Raw genomic sequence first — 17,589 nt, forward strand, 5'->3', positions numbered from 1 at the left:
CTCCCACGTACCCCGCCCCCAGGAGCTACGCTCCCACCGTGGCTGATCTCCAGATTCCCGCTGACATCAAGCCCGCCGACGGCCGTTTCGGCGCGGGCCCCTCCAAGGTGCGTACGGAGGCGCTGGACGCCCTGGCCGCCACCGGCACCTCTCTCCTCGGCACGTCCCACCGCCAGGCCCCGGTCAAGAACCTGGTCGGCGCGGTGCGCGAAGGCGTCCGCGACCTCTTCTCCCTCCCCGAGGGGTACGAGGTCATCCTCGGCAACGGCGGCTCCACGGCCTTCTGGGACGTGGCGACGCACGGACTGATCACGACGAAGTCCCAGCACCTCAACTTCGGCGAGTTCTCCTCCAAGTTCGCCAAGGCGTCCAAGCTGGCCCCCTGGCTGGAGGCCCCCTCCGTGATCGCCTCGGACCCGGGCACCCACCCGGACCCGAAGGCCGAGGCGGGTGTGGACGTCTACGCCCTCACCCACAACGAGACCTCGACCGGCGTCGCGGCGCCCATCAAGCGCGTCGAGGGCGCCGACCCCAACGCTCTCGTCCTCGTCGACGCGACGTCGGGCGCGGGCGGCCTCCCGGTGGACATCACCGAGACGGACGTCTACTACTTCGCCCCGCAGAAGTCCTTCGCCTCCGACGGCGGCCTGTGGATCGGCATCTTCTCCCCGGCGGCCCTGGAGCGCGCGGCAGCGATCCACGCGTCAGGACGCCACATCCCGGAGTTCTTCAGCCTCCCCACGGCGATCGACAACTCCCTCAAGAACCAGACGTACAACACCCCGGCCCTCGCCACGCTGTTCCTCCTCAACGAGCAGCTGACCTGGATGAACACCCAGGGCGGCCTGGACTTCACCACGGGACGCACCGCCGACTCCTCCTCGCGCCTCTACACCTGGGCCGAGAAGGCGTCGTACGCGACGCCGTTCGTCACCGACCCTGCCAAGCGCTCGCAGGTCATCGGCACGATCGACTTCGACGACTCGATCGACGCGGCCGCCATCGCCAAGGCGCTGCGCGCCAACGGCATCGTGGACACCGAGCCGTACCGCAAGCTGGGCCGCAACCAGCTGCGCGTGGCGATGTTCCCGGCGATCGACCCGGCGGACGTCGAGGCCCTGACGGCCTGCATCGACTACGTGATCGAGAAGCTCTGACCGCAGCGGTTACGCACCTCGACAGCGGCCCCCGGCGCACACCGCGCCGGGGGCCGCTGTCATGCCCGTACTCATGCCCGAACCACCAGCGCCTGAAGGGCCGGGGCGTAGAGGTCCGCGAGATGCGCCGGGTCGGCCGCCTCCGTGGCGCTGTCGGGCCGGTGCAGGCTGATCGCCGCACCCAGTCCCAGGAGCAGCCCCACGATCAGCTCGGCCCGCAACCGCCGCTCGTCCCCCTCCAGCCGGGAGGCGAGCCGGGCGGTGACCTGCTCCCTGAACCGCTCCTTCATCACCGAGCGCTCGTCCTGGTTGCCCAGGCCGAAGACGACCCGCAGCAGCGGGTCGGCCTGGTTCTCGCGCCGGCTGTGGACCAGGGAGAGCACCATGTGCCGGCCGAGCTCATCCAGCGGCGCGTCGAACAGCAGATCGGCGGCGGGGCCGAAGTCGGTGACCGTACTGAACAGCTGCTCCTTGGTGCCGAAGCGCTTCACGATCAGCGAGGCGCTCACGCCCGCGTCGGCGGCGATGCCCCGCATGGTCACTTCGGCGTACGGCCGCAGGGTGAAGGCGCGGCGGGCGGCGCGCAGGATCGCGTCGCGCCCCGTACCGGCTTCGACATCGGCGGTCATGCACCCTCCTGAGCAAGTGTTTTGGGTCCCTTGGCCCCGACCGTACCGGTGACGGATGCGGTCCGCCCCGGCAGACCCAGCGTCACGAGGAGCGCGGCCAGCGCGGCGCCCCCGGCGATGAGGAAGACCAGCAGATACGCGTGGAGGGTGGGGGCGGTGTGTCCGCCCACCTGGAAGGTGACATTGGCGAGTACGGCGGCGACGACCGCGCTGCAGAAGGCCTGACCGACGGACCGCATCAGGGTGTTGAGCCCGTTGGCGGCGCCCGTCTCGCTCACGGGGACGGCGCGCATGACGAGCGAGGGGAGCGCGGAGTAGGCGAGGGCGGTCCCGGAGGAGACGACGGTCGCACCAACGATGATCATGAGCAGGCTGTGGCTGGTGAAGAACCGCAGCACATACCCGGCGACCATCACGACGGCCGCGACAGCGAGGGTCACCTTGGGCCCGCGCGTGGCAGAGATCCGGGCCGACAGCGGCGACAGCGCGACCATGGTGATCCCGCCGGGCAGCAGGCAGAGCCCGCTGACCACGATGGAGGCGCCGAGCCCGTAGCCCGTCGCCTTCGGCTCCTGGACCATCTGCCCGGTGACGAGCGAGTTGCCGTAGAAGGCGAACCCGATGAGCAGGGCCGCGATGTTGGCGAGCAGTACGGCCGGCCGCGCGGAGACCCGCAGATCGACCATCGGCGAGGCCACCCGCATCTCGTAGAAGCCCCAGGCCACCCCGATCACGACGGCGGCGGCGAACAACCCGACGATCCGCGTGGAACCCCACCCCCACTCCCCGCCCTGAGTGACGGCGACCAGCAGCGCGACCAGCGCGGCGGAGAGCCCGATCGCCCCCAGCACGTCGAACCGGCCCCGGGACCGCAGAGGCGACTCGGGTACGAAGACGAGCACGAGCACCACATCGAGCACCCCGAGCCCCGCTGAGGCCCAGAACATGGTGTGCCAGTCGGAGTGCTCGATGACCATCGCGGCGATGGGCAGCCCCACGGCCGCCCCGATCCCCAGCGTGGAGCTCATCAGCGCGACGGACGACAGCACGCGCGCGGGCGGCAGTTCGTCGCGCATGATGCTGATCCCGAGCGGCACGACGGCGAGCGCGGCCCCCTGCAGGGCGCGCCCCGCGATGAGCACCCCGATGTCCGAACTGACCGCGCAGAGCACGGACCCCACGACGAGCACCCCGAGCGCGGCGACGAGCACGCGCCGCTTCCCGTACATGTCACCGACGCGCCCGAGCACGGGCGTGCACACGGCCCCGGTCAGCAGCGTCACGGTCACCAGCCAGCTGGCGGCGGCGGGGGTGCTCCCGGTGAGGGCGGGAATGTGCGGCAGCAGCGGCACGACCAGGGTCTGCATGACGGCGACGACGACCCCGCAGAAGGCGAGCACGCCGACCATCAGACGGGGATGCGGGGCCTCGACGACGCCACCGGTATCGGCGGCATCGGGTATCGCGGGGGTCATGGCACTCCGGGGGTCTCTGGCTGGCTGCGCACGACAGGGGTGCACAGACGTTCACCCCCAGGGTAAACGCCTGTGCACCCCTGTCGTCACCCCTTGACCGAACTGCGGCACCGCCTCTGATCACACCTCACGCCGCGCCTGGCCCCGCAGGAGTGTCGCCAGGGGATGACAGAACCCCCATCCGGTGCATGGATGGAAGCCATGACCAGCCCCGCGGGCCCCGCGCTCGCCCCACTCGCCAGGCAGTACGCCGTCCTGCTCACCACTCACAAACGCGACGGCACCAGCGTCGGCACCCCCGTCAGCATCGCCGTCGACGGGGATCACGCCTACATCCGTACGTACGCCTCCTCGGGGAAGGCCAAGCGGATGCGGAACTTCCCCGAGGTGGAGATCGCCCCCTCCACCCTCCGTGGCACGCCCACCGGGCCCGCACTCAGCGCGCAGGTGCGGCTGCTCGGCCAGGGCAGTCCGGAGTGCAAGCGCGCCGCGCGGCTGCTGCGGCGCAAGCACCCCGTCATGCACGGCATCGGGGTGCCGCTCGCCCACCGCCTCATGCGCGACAAGACCCTGCACTACGAGGTGCGCGTGACCGGCACCTCGTAGTGGCGGTCAGTTCCGGCGGAACATCCGCCGCAGACCCAGGAAGCCGAGCAGTACCGCCACCAGCACGCCCACGCCGAGCACCGTCGTGGAGTTCCCCTTGCCGCCGCCGTCGGATCCGCTCGCCGACGACGAACTCCCGTCCTTGGAGGGCGGCTTCGATCCGTCGCCCTTCGGGTGGTCCACCCCCACCCGCACGACGTCGCTGTCCGACCCCTCCGAGCCGAACATCAGGGCCGAGCCGTCAGCCGTGTACGTCACCGACTCGGCCTGCCCCTGCCACGGCGCGTTCACCGAGTGCTTCTCGCCCAGGCCGCCTTCGCCGCCGTGCGCCGACGCCTTCCAGTCGTACTCCCCCGCGCTGAAGTACCCGCGCAGCGCGAGGCGCGAGCCGTCCGGCGAGAAGGCGCCGTCGGTCACCCAGCCCACGTCGTCGATACGGCGGAAGACGTTCACGCCCGTCGGGGAAAGGTGCTTCGGGCCGACGTACAGACCGCCCGACTCCTCGTTCTTGGAGGCGATGTAGACCCGGCCGGTCTTGGGCTGCACCATCATCGCCTCCGCGTTGCGCGGCCCGTCGGCGTACTTCACGACGTACTGCGTGGCGCGGACCGTCTCGTCCTTCAGCTGCTTCGGCTCGGGGAAGCGGTAGATCCACACATGGTCCCAGGTGCCGTCGAGGTTGTCCCCGATGTCCCCGACGTAGATGTCCCCGTCGGGACCGATCGAGATCGCCTCGACGTCACGCGGGCTGCCCACGCCCTTCATCGTGACCGTGGCGACGGTCTGCCCGGTCTTCGAGTCGACGGCGTAGACGTACGGGCCGTCGTCGCTGTCGTTGTGCGTCCAGTAGACGCCGGGATGCAGCCGGCTCGCGGCGAGTCCGCTGGACTCCTTGATCCGGGGGTCCTTGATCGTGAAGCCGCCGTCGTCGGCGACCGCCGTACCGGCACCGAATATCACCAGGACCGCGGCACCGACACCGCACAGAGACCGAGACAGAGACAGACGCATGCGCCCAAGCCTGCCATCCCGCCCGAGTGTTCAGGCTCACACCACTGATCAGGAGCATGATCGGCGAAAATGGCGGCATGCGTTCCCCTTCCAGGTTCCTGTGCGTGGGCGACTCCATGACCATCGGACGCGCCGGCGACCACACCTGGCGCTACCGGATGTGGCAGCACCTGTGCGCCACGCTCCCCTCCGGTACGTACGACATCGTCGGCCCGCGCGACGAGTTGTACGACTCCCCCGACCCCGCGGCCTACGCCGACCCCGCCTTCCCGGCCGCCGCGCGCCGTCATCTCGCGGGCTGGGGCGAGGGCTGGCTCCACATGGCGCCGGTGATCCGCGAGACGGTCGCCGCGACACGGGCCGACGTGCTGCTCGTCTCCCTCGGCCTGATCGACCTCGGCTTCTACACCGACAGCGACCAGACCGCCGCGAACGCCCGCCGCTTCCTCACCGAGGCCCGCGCGGCGAACCCGCACGTCCGCGCCGTGATCCTGCCGGTGATCCCGAACGTACGGGCCGCCACCGACGCCCCCTTCGCCGCCGAGGTGGACCGCTTCAACGAGCTCCTCGCCAAGCTGGTCGCCGACCTGGACGCCCCCTCGTCGCCGCTCCTCCTGGCCTCGCACCCGCCCTCGTACGACATCCACCAGGACACCTACGACGGCACCCACCCCAACGCCTCGGGCGAACACAAGCTGGCGGCCGCCTTCGCCGACGCCCTGCACCAGGCGTGGGAGCTGGGCGGGCCGTACAACAGAACCAACAGGCCCAACAGACCCAACTGAACCCCTGGGGCCCTTGATTAGAGCGCGCTTCAAGGCGTTGGCTTGGGCTCCATGAAGTACACGCAGCTCGGACGCACCGGACTCAAGGTCAGCCGACTCGTCCTCGGGACGATGAACTTCGGTCCGCTGACCGACGAGGCCGACAGCCACTCCATCATGGACTCCGCGCTCGCCGCGGGGGTCAACTACTTCGACACCGCCAACGTCTACGGCTGGGGCGAGAACAAGGGCCGCACCGAGGAGATCGTCGGCAGCTGGTTCGCCAAGGGCGGCGACCGCCGCGACAAGACGGTCCTGGCCACCAAGGTGTACGGGAACATGGCCGCCGAGGGCGACGCCTGGCCCAACCACGACAAGCTGTCCGCGGTGAACATCCGCCGTGCCGTCGACGCCTCGCTCAAGCGGCTCGGCACGGACTACATCGACATCTACCAGTTCCACCACATCGACCGCTCGACGCCGTTCGACGAGATCTGGCAGGCGATCGACGTCCTGATCCAGCAGGGCAAGATCCTCTACGCCGGGTCCTCGAACTTCCCCGGCTACAAGATCGCCCAGGCGAACGAGGCGGCCGCCCGCCGCGGCGCCGTCGGCCTGGTCAGCGAGCAGTGCCTCTACAACCTCGCCGAGCGCCGCGCCGAGATGGAGGTCATCCCGGCCGCGCAGGAGTACGGCCTCGGGGTCATCCCGTGGTCGCCGCTGCAGGGCGGACTGCTCGGCGGCGTGATCAAGAAGGAGACCCTGGGCGGGCGCCGGGCCTCGGGCCGTGCGGCCGACGCGCTCGCGGACCCCGTCCAGCGTGCGCAGATCCAGGCGTACGAGGACCTGCTGGAGAAGCACGGTCTGGAGCCGGGCGAGGCCGCCCTGGCCTGGCTGCTGACCCGTCCCGGCGTCACGGGCCCGATCGTCGGCCCGCGTACGCAGGAACAGCTCGACTCCGCGCTGCGGGCGGTCGAGCTTGAGCTGTCCGACGAGGTCCTGTCCGAGCTGGACGAGGTATACCCCGGCCCGGGTCCGTCCCCCGAGGCCTTCGCCTGGTAGCAGCGGCCGGGAGTGAGTGCGGCCGTCGTCAGTTTCCGACGGCGGCCGCCACGGCCACGACGACGAACATCAGTACGAGCACACCGGCCATGATCCGGTTCCTGGTTTTCGGGTCCACGCCATCGAGCGTAACGGGCCCGCGGGGGCGGCCTCGCCCCGGCCGCCCCCGCATCAGGATTCTCAGGCCGCCGTAGCCAGCTGCTCGCGCGGTACGAAGGCGAGGTGCTGCTGCCCCTTCCGCAGGTCCACCTTGAGCTTGAGGTTCGCCGCGCGGGCCAGCATCAGGCCGACCCCCACGGCAGCCGTCGCGCAGACGATGCCGCCGAGCGCGAAGCTCAGCCGGACCCCGTAGGCGTCCGTCAGCCAGCCGAAGAGCGGTCCGCCCAGAGGCGTACCCCCGGTGAAGACCATCATGAACAGGGCCATCACCCGGCCCCGCATCTCGGGGTCGGTGCCCATCTGGACCGTGGAGTTGGCGGTCACGTTGACCGTCAGCCCCAGGATGCCGATCGGGACGAGCAGCAGCACGAACAGCCACAGGGACGGGGCAAGCGACGCCGCCACCTGCAGTACGCCGAAGAGGATCGCCGCCCCGGCGAGCACGCGCAGTCTGGAGGTGCCTCGGCGGGCCGCCAGCAGGGCGCCCACCAGGGAGCCGATCGCCATCAGGGTGTTGAACATGCCGTACATGCCCGAGTCGCCATGGAACGTGTCGTTGGCGAAGGCCGAGAGCCAGATCGGAAAGTTGAAGCCGAAGGTGCCGATGAAGCCGACCAGGACGATCGGCCAGATCAGCTCCGGGTGCTTGGAGACGTAGTTGAGCCCCTCGCGCAGCTGGCCCTTGCCGCGCGCCCTGCGCGGTGCCGGGTGGAACTCGGAGGTCCGCATCAGCAGCAGCCCGGTGATGGGCGCGATGAAGGAGAGTCCGTTGGCGAGGAAGGCCCAGCCGGGGCCGACGGCGGCCGTCATGACACCGGCGACGGCGGGGCCGATGAGCCGGGCGGACTGGAAGTTCGCCGAGTTCAGGGAGACCGCGTTGCGGATCTGGTCGGGGCCGACCATCTCGGACACGAAGGACTGCCGGGACGGGTTGTCGATGACGGTGACCAGTCCGGTGAAGAAGGCCGTGGCGTACACGTGCCAGACCTCGACGTTGCCGGAGAGGGTCATCACGGCGAGGAAGAGGCCGCCGAGGCCCATCGCTCCCTGGGTGGAGAGGAGCAGCTTGCGCTTGGGGAACCGGTCGGCGATCACACCGCCGTAGAGACCGAAGAGAAGCATGGGGAGGAACTGCATCGCGGTCGTGATGCCGACGGCGGCGGAGGATCCCGTCAGTGACAGGACCAGCCAGTCCTGGGTGATGCGGGCCATCCAGGTACCGGTGTTGGAAACCACGGCGCCGGTGGCGAAGAGGCGGTAGTTACGGATCTTCAGCGAGCTGAACATCGATGTCTTGGCAGGTATGCCGGTTGAAGTGTCTGTCGGTGCGGGTGCGGAGTCTGCTCCGGGTCCCGTACTCAATCGTGGTCGCCTCCTAGGCGGGGTCGGCGGGAGATTCAGTGATCAAAGGTGGGCGAGCTTCTCCAGTACGGGTGCGGCAGCGAAGAGCTGCGCCCACTCGTCCTCGTCCAGACCGCCGGCGAGCTCGGCCAGCCAGACGTTCCGCTTGCGGCGGCTCTCGGCGAGCATCGCCTCGGCGGCTTCGGTCTGGCTGACGACCTTCTGGCGGCGGTCGTCGGGATGCGGCTCCAGCCTGACCAGGCCCTTGGCCTCCAGGAGCGCCACGATGCGGGTCATCGACGGCGGCTGTACGTGTTCCTTGCGGGCCAGCTCACCGGGGGTGGCGCTGCCGCAGCGCGCGAGGGTGGCGAGCACCGACATTTCGGTGGGGCTCAGCGACTCGTCGACGCGCTGGTGCTTGAGGCGTCTGCTCAGCCGCATCACGGCTGAGCGCAGGGAGTCCACGGCGGCGGCTTTGTCGCCGGGCGTAAGGTCAGGCATGGTCGTTAGAGTAACTCATTACCCTAACTAAAGACCACTCCGAAACCGTGCGGCTGGTCACGTCACTCAAATGAGTGATCCGGAGGCGGAAAGTGACGTGCCGGGCGCCCCGGCCCGGGGACGCTGTCGGGCATGGGATCGGAAGTGCTCAGCCTGCGAATAGACGGTGAGCTGCTTGACCGGCTCAAGCAGCATGCCTCCAAACGCGGAATGAGCGTCCAGGACTATGTGGTCCGGACGCTCATTCGCGACGACTTCGACGAGCGGTTCAAGACCGCCGTCGACGAGACAGAGAAGTTCTACGGATTGACGTGACTCACGCGATCAGACGGCTCGTCACACGGCTCGTCCCACGGCTCATCGGACGGCTCAGGTGAGACCCAGGGCCGGCATCAGGTAGTAGAAGGTGAACACCGCTCCGACGACGTACAGCGCGATCGGCACGGTACGACCGCGTCCCGCCGCCAGCCGCAGCACGCAGAAGCTGATGAAGCCGATGCCGATGCCGTTGGTGATGGAGTACGTGAACGGCATCAGGACCATCGTCAGGAAGACCGGGATCGCGATCGTGAAATCGCTCCAGTCGATCTCCCTGATGGAGCCGGAGAGGATCAGGAAGCCCACCGCGATCAGCGCGGGTGTGGCCGCCTGGGCCGGGACCATCGTGGCGATCGGTGTGAGGAACAGCGCCACGACGAAGAGTCCGCCGGTGACGATGTTGGCGAAGCCCGTACGGGCGCCCTCGCCGACACCGGCGGTCGACTCCACGAAGCAGGTGGTCGCCGAAGCGGAGCTGGCGCCGCCCACCGCGACCGCGACACCGTCGACGAAGAGCACCTTGGAGACGCCCGGCAGGTTGCCGTCCGCATCCAGCAGCTTGGCCTCGTCGCTGACGCCGAGGATGGTGCCCATCGCGTCGAAGAAGCAGGACAGCAGCACGGTGAAGACGAAGAGGATCCCGGTGAGGACGCCGACCTTCGAGAAGCCGCCGAAGAGGCTGACCTTGCCGAGCAGCCCGAAGTCGGGGCTGGCGACCGGGTTGCCGGGCCACTCAGGGACGGTGAGGCCCCAGTTCATCGCGGGGATGTCGGCGACCGCGTTGACGATCAGCGCGAGAACGGTCATCGCGACGATCGAGATGAGGATCGCGCCCGGCGTCTTGCGCACCAGCAGGGCGAGCGTGAGCAGCGTGCCGAGTACGAAGATCAGTACCGGCCAGCCGTTGAGGTGACCGTCGGAGCCGAGCTGCAGCGGCACGGTGGTGTGCGCGGCGTCGGGGATACGGGTGACGAAGCCCGAGTCGACCAGGCCGATCAGCATGATGAACAGGCCGATGCCGATCGCGATGCCCTTGCGCAGTCCGAGCGGTACGGCGTTCATGACGCGCTCGCGCAGCCCGGAGGCGACGAGCAGCATGACGACGAGACCGGCCAGGACGACCATGCCCATCGCGTCGGGCCAGCTCATGCGCGGGGCGAGCTGGAGGGCGACGACGGTGTTGACCCCGAGGCCGGCCGCGAGTGCGATCGGCACATTGCCGATGACGCCCATCAGGAGCGTGGTGAAGGCGGCAGTCAGCACGGTGGCGGTGACCAGCTGGCCGTGGTCCAGGTGGTGCCCGTACATGTCCGTCGCACTGCCCAGGATGATCGGGTTCAGCACGATGATGTAGGCCATCGCGAAGAAGGTGGCGAGGCCACCCCTGATCTCCCGGACGACGGTCGAGCCGCGCTCGGTGATCTTGAAATAGCGGTCGAGAGCGTTCTGCGGCTGCTCGCCCGGGGAGGGCGGCTGCTGGGCGTCGACCGAAGCCGTGGCCGAGGGGGACATGCGCGTGACCTCAGTTGTCATAGGGCGATATGAAACAGCCAGATTTGGACGTTTACACGAACGGAACCAGCCATTCATGAGCTGTTTCAGTATGAATACATAAGGGGAAGATCGCTATCTCCGCGCGTAGACCCTTGCGCCACCTGGCCTGCCGACCCTTATGTATGCCGCGCCTACACTGAGCGCATGGCGAAGTGGACTGCAACGCATGAGGCACCGGAACCCCTGGAGGGGCCCGTCGTTGCCACCGTCACCGGGGGCACGATCCTCTGGTTCGTCCTCTTCCTTGTCCAGATCCCGTTCTACGGCTGGTTCGACGACCACGGGAAGCTCTGGTGGGTCTGGACCTGCCTGGCCGGCGGCGGCCTCGGGCTCATCGGCATCTGGTACGTACGGGGGCGCGACGCCGCCCTCAAGAGGCACGCGGCGGAGAATGCGGCGGCCGCCGTACTGCCAGGGGACGATTCGGGTCCTTCCGAGGTCTGAGGTTCGGCCTCCTCGACAGGTGAACGGCACCTTCCGCCCGTAACGTCGGATCCATGACCCATGGGCCAGAGACCGACACGGGGGCCATCGACGCCGGGGCCGAACTCGATCCCGTACACCCCGTCCCGCTGCCCGAACACGGTGTGCCCGAACACCGAGCAGGCCGGGCGCACGGACTGACCACGGCCGAGGTCGCGGAGCACATCGCCAGGGGCGAGGTCAACGACGTCCCCGTGCGCTCCAGCCGCTCCACCGGCGAGATCGTCCGCGCCAACGTCTTCACCCGCTTCAACGCGATCATCGGCGTGCTGTGGGTGATCATGCTCTTCGTCGCGCCGATCCAGGACGGGCTCTTCGGCTTCGTCATCATCGCCAACACGGGCATCGGCATCATCCAGGAGATGCGCGCCAAGAAAACCCTCGACGGGCTCGCGGTGGTCGGCGAGGCCAGGCCGACGGTACGGCGCGACGGGCGGGCCGCGGAGATCTCCACCTCCGAGATCGTCCTGGGCGACCTCATCGAACTCGGCCCCGGCGACCGGGTGGTGGTCGACGGCGAGACCGTGGAGGCCGACGGCCTGGAGATCGACGAGTCGCTGCTGACCGGCGAGGCCGACCCGGTGCACAAGAAGCCCGGCGACCCCATGATGTCGGGCAGCTTCGTGGTCGCCGGCGGCGGCGCGTTCACCGCGACGAAGGTCGGGCGTGAGGCGTACGCGGCCCAACTGGCCGAGGAGGCGAGCCGGTTCACGCTGGTCCACTCCGAACTGCGGACCGGTATCTCCACGATCCTCAAGTACGTCACCTGGATGATGGTCCCGACCGCGATCGGCCTCGTCATCAGCCAGCTCGTCCACGAGAAGCACGACTTCAAGGACTCCATCGCCCGTACCGTCGGCGGCATCGTCCCGATGATCCCCGAAGGCCTCGTCCTCCTCACCTCGGTGGCCTTCGCGATCGGCGTCATCCGGCTCGGCCGCAAGCAGTGCCTGGTGCAGGAACTCCCCGCGATCGAGGGCCTCGCCCGGGTGGACGTGGTCTGCCTCGACAAGACCGGCACCCTCACCGAGGGCGGCATGGACGTCAGCGAACTGCGGACGCTGGGCGGTGCGGACGAGGGTTACGTACGCACGGTCCTCGGCGCCCTGGGCGAGTCCGACCCCCGGCCCAATGCGAGCCTGCAGGCCGTCATCGCCGCCTACCCCGACACCGTGGAGTGGCGGTGCACCGAGTCGCTGCCCTTCTCGTCGGCCCGCAAGTACAGCGGGGCCGCCTTCAGCGAGGGCAACGGCGAGAACTCGACCTGGCTGCTCGGCGCCCCCGACGTACTGCTGCCCCGCGGCGACGCGGCACTGGAACAGATCGACCGGCTCAACAAGGAAGGCCTGCGGGTCCTGCTGCTCGCCCGGACCACGCGCGAACTGGACGACGCCCAGGTGGCCGCGGGCGCCGTACCGACCGCCCTGGTCGTCCTGGAGCAGCGCCTCCGCCCCGACGCGGCCGCCACCCTCGCCTACTTCGCCGACCAGAACGTCCAGGCGAAGGTCATCTCCGGCGACAACGCGGTGTCGGTGGGCGCGGTGGCCGCCAAACTGGGCCTGCCGGGCGCGGAGAACACCATCGACGCCCGCGAACTGCCCACCGACCCGGAGGAGATGGCGGCGATCCTGGAGGCCAACTCGGTCTTCGGGCGCGTCACCCCGCAGCAGAAGCGGGACATGGTCGCCGCCATGCAGTCCCGTGGCCACACGGTCGCGATGACGGGCGACGGCGTGAACGACGTCCTCGCCCTGAAAGACGCCGACATCGGCGTCTCCATGGGCTCGGGCTCGGAGGCGACCCGGGCGGTCGCGCAGATCGTACTGCTCAACAACAGCTTCGCGACGCTGCCCTCGGTGGTCGCGGAGGGCCGCCGGGTCATCGGCAACGTCACCCGCGTGGCGACGCTCTTCCTGGTCAAGACGGTCTACTCGGTGCTGCTCGCGGTCCTGGTGGTCTGCTTCCAGGTCGACTACCCGTTCCTGCCGCGCCATCTGACACTGCTCTCGACCCTGACGATCGGCATCCCCGCCTTCTTCCTGGCGCTCGCCCCCAACACCGAGCGCGCCAAACCGCACTTCGTGCACCGGGTCATGAAGTACGCGATCCCGGGCGGCGTGATCGCGGCGGTGGCCACGTTCGTCACGTACATGTTCGCGAGGCACTTCTACACAGGACCGAGCTCCCTGTCCGCCGAGACGAGCGCGGCGACCCTGACGCTCTTCCTGGTCTCGATGTGGGTGCTGGTCATCATCGCCCGCCCGTACACCTGGTGGCGCGTCTGCCTGGTCCTGGCGATGGGCGCGGGCTTCCTGCTGGTGCTCGTCGTGCCGTGGCTGCAGGACTTCTTCGCGCTGAAGCTGGTGGGCGTCACCATGCCGTGGACGGCGGTCGGGATCGCGGCGGTCGCCTCGGTGTGCCTCGAGTTCGCCTGGCGATGGGTCGGCCGGCGCTTCCCGGACTGACAGCGAAGGGCCCGGTCCCCGCTGGATGCGGGGGCCGGGCCCTTGAAGTGCGTGATGTGCGGGACTGCTTACTTCACGTCGACGAAGTCGCCCAGGATGGTGACGTCCTGGGTGGTGGACGTACCGGCGAAGCTCCAGCGCCAGTAACCGTCGACCGTGGCCTTGACCGAGGTCTTCAGACGGCCGGTGGCGTCCGTCTTCAGCGTCTTGACCGTGGTGTAGGTCTTGGAGGTCTTGGCGCGGAACTGCAGCTTCACCGGCTGGCCGGTGTAGCCGTGGTACGCCAGGTCGTCCCAGTTGGCGCGGGCGAGGCGGCCCGTGACGGTGACCGGCTGGCCCTTGACGACCGGCTCGGGACCGGCGTTGGCCTCGTCGATCTTCGCGCCGCGCTGGACCAGCTGGGTCTTGTACGCGGTCTTGATCTGGATGCTGTTGTCGTTGCCGGCGGCGCCGACGTAGACCTTCCAGCTGCCCGCGAGGATGTTGCTGTACAGGTCGACCTTGGGGTCGGCCGTCATGTTGATCTTGCAGTTCGAGGTCGTGCTGCTGACCTTCTTGCACGTGGCCTTGTCGGCCGTCGGCGTGATGGCGCCGTTGATGCCCTTGTCCGTGAAGGAGCTGCCGTGCCAGAGGAACGCCATGGCACTGTAGATGCCCTTGTTGTCCTTGGCGGTGAAGGAGATCGAGAAGGTCTTCTTGACCGCGGTGCCGACGACGATGTTCTTGCCGCCGTTGACGACCACGTTGGTGATGTTGGTGTCGCCGACCTGCTTGTTGCCCGTGGTCGAGGAGGCGAACGCCGACATCTGGGGGCCCGGGGTCTGGAGCGTCGGGACCTTGATGTCTGCCGGGGTGCTGCCTGCGGCCTGTGCGGCCGGCGCGACGAGCGAGGCGATGGCCAGAGCGCCGGTGGTGGCGGCCAGTGCGGTACGAATGCGCATGTATATCCCCATGATGATGGTGCGATCCCGCCGGGGGTCCCCCGCCGCGGGTGGTGCGGTGTGTCCGGGCGCTGTCAGCGGACGTCGACGTAGTCGCCTGCGGTCGTGACCGCGGGCGTCGTCGACGTGCCGGTGAAGACATAGCGCCAGTAGCCGTCCTGGACAGCCTTCACGGTGGTCTTGAGGTTGCCGTAGACGTTCGTCTTGATGGTCTTGACGGTGGTGTAGGTGCTGCTGTTCTTCTTGCGGAACTGCAGCTTCACCGGCTGGGAGGCGTAGCCGTGGTACTGGAAGTCGTCCCAGTTCGCGCGGTCCAGCTTCCCGGTGGCGGTGATGGGCTTGCCCTTCTTCACCGGCTCGGGGGCGGCGTTGACCGTCAGACGCGAGGCGCGCTGGATGCGCTGGGTCTGGTAGACGGACTTCTGGAAGAAGCCACCGGTGTTGCCGATGCCGGCCACGGAGACCTTCCACGACCCGGCGGAGGCGCTGCCGGCCCAGAGGTCGGTCTTCGGGTTGATCGAGATGGTCTGCGAGCAATTCGACGTGGTGGCGTTCACCGCGACGCACTTGGCGAAGTTGTCGCCCGAGATGTCGTCCGTGTCGATGAAACCGTCGGAGGTGGCGGTGGTGCTGCCGTGCCAGAGGAAGACATCGGCGTCCGAGACGCCCTTCGGGTCGGTGACCGTAATGGCGACCTTGACCTTCACCGTCGCGGAGACGCCGACGACGATGTCCTTGCCACCGTTGATCAGGACTTTGGTGACCTGTGTCGGCTCGTTGACCGTGTCGCCCGGGCCGCTCTTCGCGGCGAACGCGGCCATATGCCGGGAAGCGGCAGCGGACGGCTGAGTGTCGGCCTGGGCGGCCGACGGGAGAGCAAGAGCGGAGAGAGCCAAGGCGCCGATGACGGCTGCCGCATTGGCACGTGTACGCATGTTCAATCCCCAGGAGAGTTCTGCTGAACCCGGGAAATCCCGTGGTTCCGCAGAACAGACCTGTGACAGGAGTGAAAGGTTGTACGAGCCGTGAAGAAAGTGTGACCGGTCAGTCGAACCAGCGGTCGCGCGCCAGTTCCTCCGTACGCGAGGGGTCCTCAAGGAGCGCCGCGACCTCGAAGCGGCGCGGCCACTGACCCGCCGACCAGGCCAGACCCGCGGCCACGCCCTCCAGCGTCGCCGCGTGCAGAACGCCGTCGGCGGTACGGCGCCAGTCCAGCTCGCGGCCGCCCGCGTAGAGCTCCTCGTGTTCGATGTACGTCGCCGGGGTGGTGGCGCCGAGAAGAGTGCGTACCGCCGCGGGCACCTCTCGCTCCTCGCCGTCCGACGTCACCTCCGCCGTCACGCTCTCGCTGAGCCTGCGCACCTGGAAGAGCTCGGCCAGATCGGCGGCGCGGGCGGGGGCGACCGGGAGCAGCGGGATGCCCTCGGCGAACGGGAGCAGGTCGGGGGCGTCCGCTACCGCCGCGTCGGCGGCGTCCACGATCACCGTCCGGCCGTCGGTGACCGCGCGCAGCTCGTCGGGGAGGGTGACCTGTTCGGGGTCGAGGTCCGCCAGGGCGCCGTAGAGGGCGTGGAGCTGGGGAGAGGTGACGTCCCTGTCCGGGTCCGCGAGGCGGGTGAGGAGCTCGGCCGCACCGCCGGGCTCGTCGAGGAGCGCGGCCACGGAGGTCCGTACGCCCAGCGCCCTGAGCACCTGCTCGTCCTCGAAGCCGGTCGCGTCCGCCTCGTCGTAGAGGCCCGCCAGCAGCGGGTCGCCGCCCGAGGTGCGCATCCCGGCGGGGCGGCGGCCGTTGACGACCGGGTGGTCGCGCAGCCACCAGGCGGTGTACGAGCGCACGGAGGTGGTCGTGCCGTCGGGGAGCAGGATGCGGACAGGCTGGGTGAGCGCGTCCCGCAGCGGCGGCCGGGCGAGGAGCGCGAGGGCCTGGGGCCAGGCGTCGTCGTCGACCAGGTCGAGGTCGCGTACGGCCACCAGTTCGGTGGCGACCGGCGGCACGGGCGTCTCGGGGAGCTGGTCGAGGAGGTCCTCGCACCAGACGTCCACCGCGTCGAGGAGGCCCGCGTCGTCGGGCTCGGGGAAGTCGCCGTCGCGCGGGTCGAGCTCGTCCGGGTCCAGGACCACATCGGTGGCGCGTACGAGGGCGAAGGTCGCCAGGACCCCGCAGGCGGTCAGCGGCTGCTCGCCCCAGCGGTCGGCCAGCTCCTGGTCGCAGAGCGCCAGTGCGTCCTCGCGCATGATCTGGGCGAACGGGCTGCCGGGGAGGACCAGTTCACCGGCGGGGGCGAGTTCGCCGTCCTCGTCGGTCAGGGCGAGCGCGGCGAGCCAGGGCTCGTCGCCGGGGGCCAGATCGGCGTCCCGTACGAGCGCGAGAACGGTCTGGGCCAGCTCGTCGGCGTCCAGGGCGTTGTCGTCCTCGTCCCAGATCTCCCCCGCGTCGAGGGACGCGGCGACGGCGGCCCTGACCTGCGGGGTGGTGAGGACGGCGCGCGGGGTCGCCGACAGCGCGCCCAGCTTCTCCAGGAGGGGGTGTACGGCGTCGGGGTGCGCGACCTTCAGCCCGAGGCGGGCGAGGTCGGCCGGGGTATCGGGCAGCGGCAGCAGCACCTGGCGGGGGCCGACGGCGGTGCGGCCCGAGGCCAGCGGGACGGGGAGGCCGCTGAGGCGGTCGGGGTCGACGCCCGTCAGGGTCTCGTACAGCCGCCGCCACCAGCCGGGTTCGCGCTCGGCACCGCCGATCCGCTCGATGGCGTCCCCGAGCGGGAGACGGCCGACGCCCAGCGTGCGCAGCTCCACGCGGCGCTCCAGCCCTGCGGGGAGGAGGGTGGGGAGGACCTCGGCGAGGACCCGTACGGTCTCCGCGCTCGCACCTTCCACGACCTCCGCCTCGAAGGGCCGCAGCGCCCTGAACTCCTCCGAGGTCACGGCGGGCGCGAGGAAGGCGATGCGCGGGAGCCGGTCGAGTACGGCGGCGCGCAGGGCGCCGTCGAGCTCGCCCTTGCCGAGCGGGCCCGGGACGAGGTCGATGGTGGCGGTGGAGACGGGGGCCCAGCCGGCGAGCAGTTCGGCGTACGCGTCGGCCGCCCGCTCGACGAGGAAGTCGGTGAGCGGGCGGCCGACGCGTAC

16 protein-coding genes are annotated in these 17,589 nt (G+C 69.5%); 7 read left to right on the top strand and 9 right to left on the bottom strand.

Annotated features, from left to right (window positions below; genetic code table 11):
- Positions 1-38 precede the first annotated feature (38 nt).
- The gene (serC, locus tag J0695_RS02885) at positions 39-1,157 is read left to right on the top strand and encodes a phosphoserine transaminase (RefSeq protein ID WP_206959845.1); all 1,119 of its coding nucleotides are present in this window, start codon (positions 39-41) and stop codon (positions 1,155-1,157) included.
- 71 nt (positions 1,158-1,228) lie between these two features.
- Here serC and J0695_RS02890 read toward each other — a convergent pair whose 3' ends face one another.
- Together J0695_RS02890 and J0695_RS02895 are read right to left on the bottom strand one after the other, a co-directional pair.
- Positions 1,229-1,786: a TetR/AcrR family transcriptional regulator gene (locus J0695_RS02890; protein WP_206959847.1), complete on the bottom strand. Its 558-nt coding sequence runs from the start codon at positions 1,784-1,786 to the stop codon at positions 1,229-1,231.
- Positions 1,783-3,261: an MFS transporter gene (locus J0695_RS02895; protein WP_206959849.1), complete on the bottom strand. Its 1,479-nt coding sequence runs from the start codon at positions 3,259-3,261 to the stop codon at positions 1,783-1,785. Before J0695_RS02895 ends, J0695_RS02890 begins: the two co-directional genes overlap by 4 nt.
- Before the next feature lie 201 nt (positions 3,262-3,462).
- Between J0695_RS02895 and J0695_RS02900 the strand changes: the two genes are divergently transcribed.
- Entirely contained in the window at positions 3,463-3,867 is a 405-nt protein-coding gene (locus J0695_RS02900) for a PPOX class F420-dependent oxidoreductase (RefSeq protein ID WP_206959851.1), read from the top strand.
- A gap of 6 nt (positions 3,868-3,873) precedes the next feature.
- Here the strand turns inward: J0695_RS02900 and J0695_RS02905 are convergent, their stop codons facing one another.
- Positions 3,874-4,878 (bottom strand): SdiA-regulated/phytase-like domain-containing protein, encoded by a 1,005-nt coding sequence (locus J0695_RS02905; RefSeq protein ID WP_206959853.1) that lies wholly within the window; start codon positions 4,876-4,878, stop codon positions 3,874-3,876.
- Between the two features lie 77 nt (positions 4,879-4,955).
- On the opposite strand from J0695_RS02905, the gene J0695_RS02910 reads away from it, so the two are divergent.
- On the top strand, positions 4,956-5,663 hold the full coding sequence (locus tag J0695_RS02910) for a GDSL-type esterase/lipase family protein (protein ID WP_372445689.1): 708 nt from the start codon (positions 4,956-4,958) through the stop codon (positions 5,661-5,663).
- 51 nt (positions 5,664-5,714) lie between these two features.
- Complete coding sequence (locus J0695_RS02915) at positions 5,715-6,704, top strand: aldo/keto reductase (protein ID WP_206959855.1); 990 nt, start codon at positions 5,715-5,717, stop codon at positions 6,702-6,704.
- Between the two features lie 180 nt (positions 6,705-6,884).
- Here the strand turns inward: J0695_RS02915 and J0695_RS02920 are convergent, their stop codons facing one another.
- A complete protein-coding gene (locus J0695_RS02920; protein ID WP_206959857.1) occupies positions 6,885-8,225 on the bottom strand; it encodes an MFS transporter in 1,341 nt (446 codons plus the stop codon).
- Between the two features lie 42 nt (positions 8,226-8,267).
- Positions 8,268-8,705: a MarR family winged helix-turn-helix transcriptional regulator gene (locus tag J0695_RS02925; RefSeq protein WP_206959859.1), complete on the bottom strand. Its 438-nt coding sequence runs from the start codon at positions 8,703-8,705 to the stop codon at positions 8,268-8,270.
- Positions 8,706-8,837: 132 nt separating this feature from the next.
- On the opposite strand from J0695_RS02925, the gene J0695_RS02930 reads away from it, so the two are divergent.
- On the top strand, positions 8,838-9,020 hold the full coding sequence (locus J0695_RS02930) for a CopG family antitoxin (RefSeq protein WP_206959861.1): 183 nt from the start codon (positions 8,838-8,840) through the stop codon (positions 9,018-9,020).
- A gap of 54 nt (positions 9,021-9,074) precedes the next feature.
- Here the strand turns inward: J0695_RS02930 and J0695_RS02935 are convergent, their stop codons facing one another.
- On the bottom strand, positions 9,075-10,535 hold the full coding sequence (locus tag J0695_RS02935; RefSeq protein ID WP_206959863.1) for an NCS2 family permease: 1,461 nt from the start codon (positions 10,533-10,535) through the stop codon (positions 9,075-9,077).
- Positions 10,536-10,721: 186 nt separating this feature from the next.
- Between J0695_RS02935 and J0695_RS02940 the strand changes: the two genes are divergently transcribed.
- Both J0695_RS02940 and J0695_RS02945 read left to right on the top strand, forming a co-directional pair.
- Entirely contained in the window at positions 10,722-11,021 is a 300-nt protein-coding gene (locus tag J0695_RS02940) for a DUF2530 domain-containing protein (RefSeq protein ID WP_206959865.1), read from the top strand.
- A gap of 53 nt (positions 11,022-11,074) precedes the next feature.
- On the top strand, positions 11,075-13,525 hold the full coding sequence (locus J0695_RS02945) for a cation-translocating P-type ATPase (protein ID WP_206959868.1): 2,451 nt from the start codon (positions 11,075-11,077) through the stop codon (positions 13,523-13,525).
- 68 nt (positions 13,526-13,593) lie between these two features.
- On the opposite strand, the gene J0695_RS02950 is transcribed toward J0695_RS02945, so the two are convergent.
- From J0695_RS02950 to J0695_RS02960, 3 genes are all read right to left on the bottom strand, one after another.
- Positions 13,594-14,466: a DUF5707 domain-containing protein gene (locus tag J0695_RS02950; RefSeq protein WP_206959870.1), complete on the bottom strand. Its 873-nt coding sequence runs from the start codon at positions 14,464-14,466 to the stop codon at positions 13,594-13,596.
- 74 nt (positions 14,467-14,540) lie between these two features.
- Positions 14,541-15,401 (bottom strand): DUF5707 domain-containing protein, encoded by an 861-nt coding sequence (locus tag J0695_RS02955; RefSeq protein ID WP_206959872.1) that lies wholly within the window; start codon positions 15,399-15,401, stop codon positions 14,541-14,543.
- Positions 15,402-15,510: 109 nt separating this feature from the next.
- On the bottom strand, positions 15,511-17,589 hold a 2,079-nt coding region (locus J0695_RS02960; protein WP_206959875.1), incomplete at its 5' end, for a molecular chaperone Hsp90.

It is taken from the genome of Streptomyces beijiangensis, assembly GCF_017315755.1.
In the GTDB taxonomy this organism is placed as follows: domain Bacteria; phylum Actinomycetota; class Actinomycetes; order Streptomycetales; family Streptomycetaceae; genus Streptomyces; species Streptomyces beijiangensis.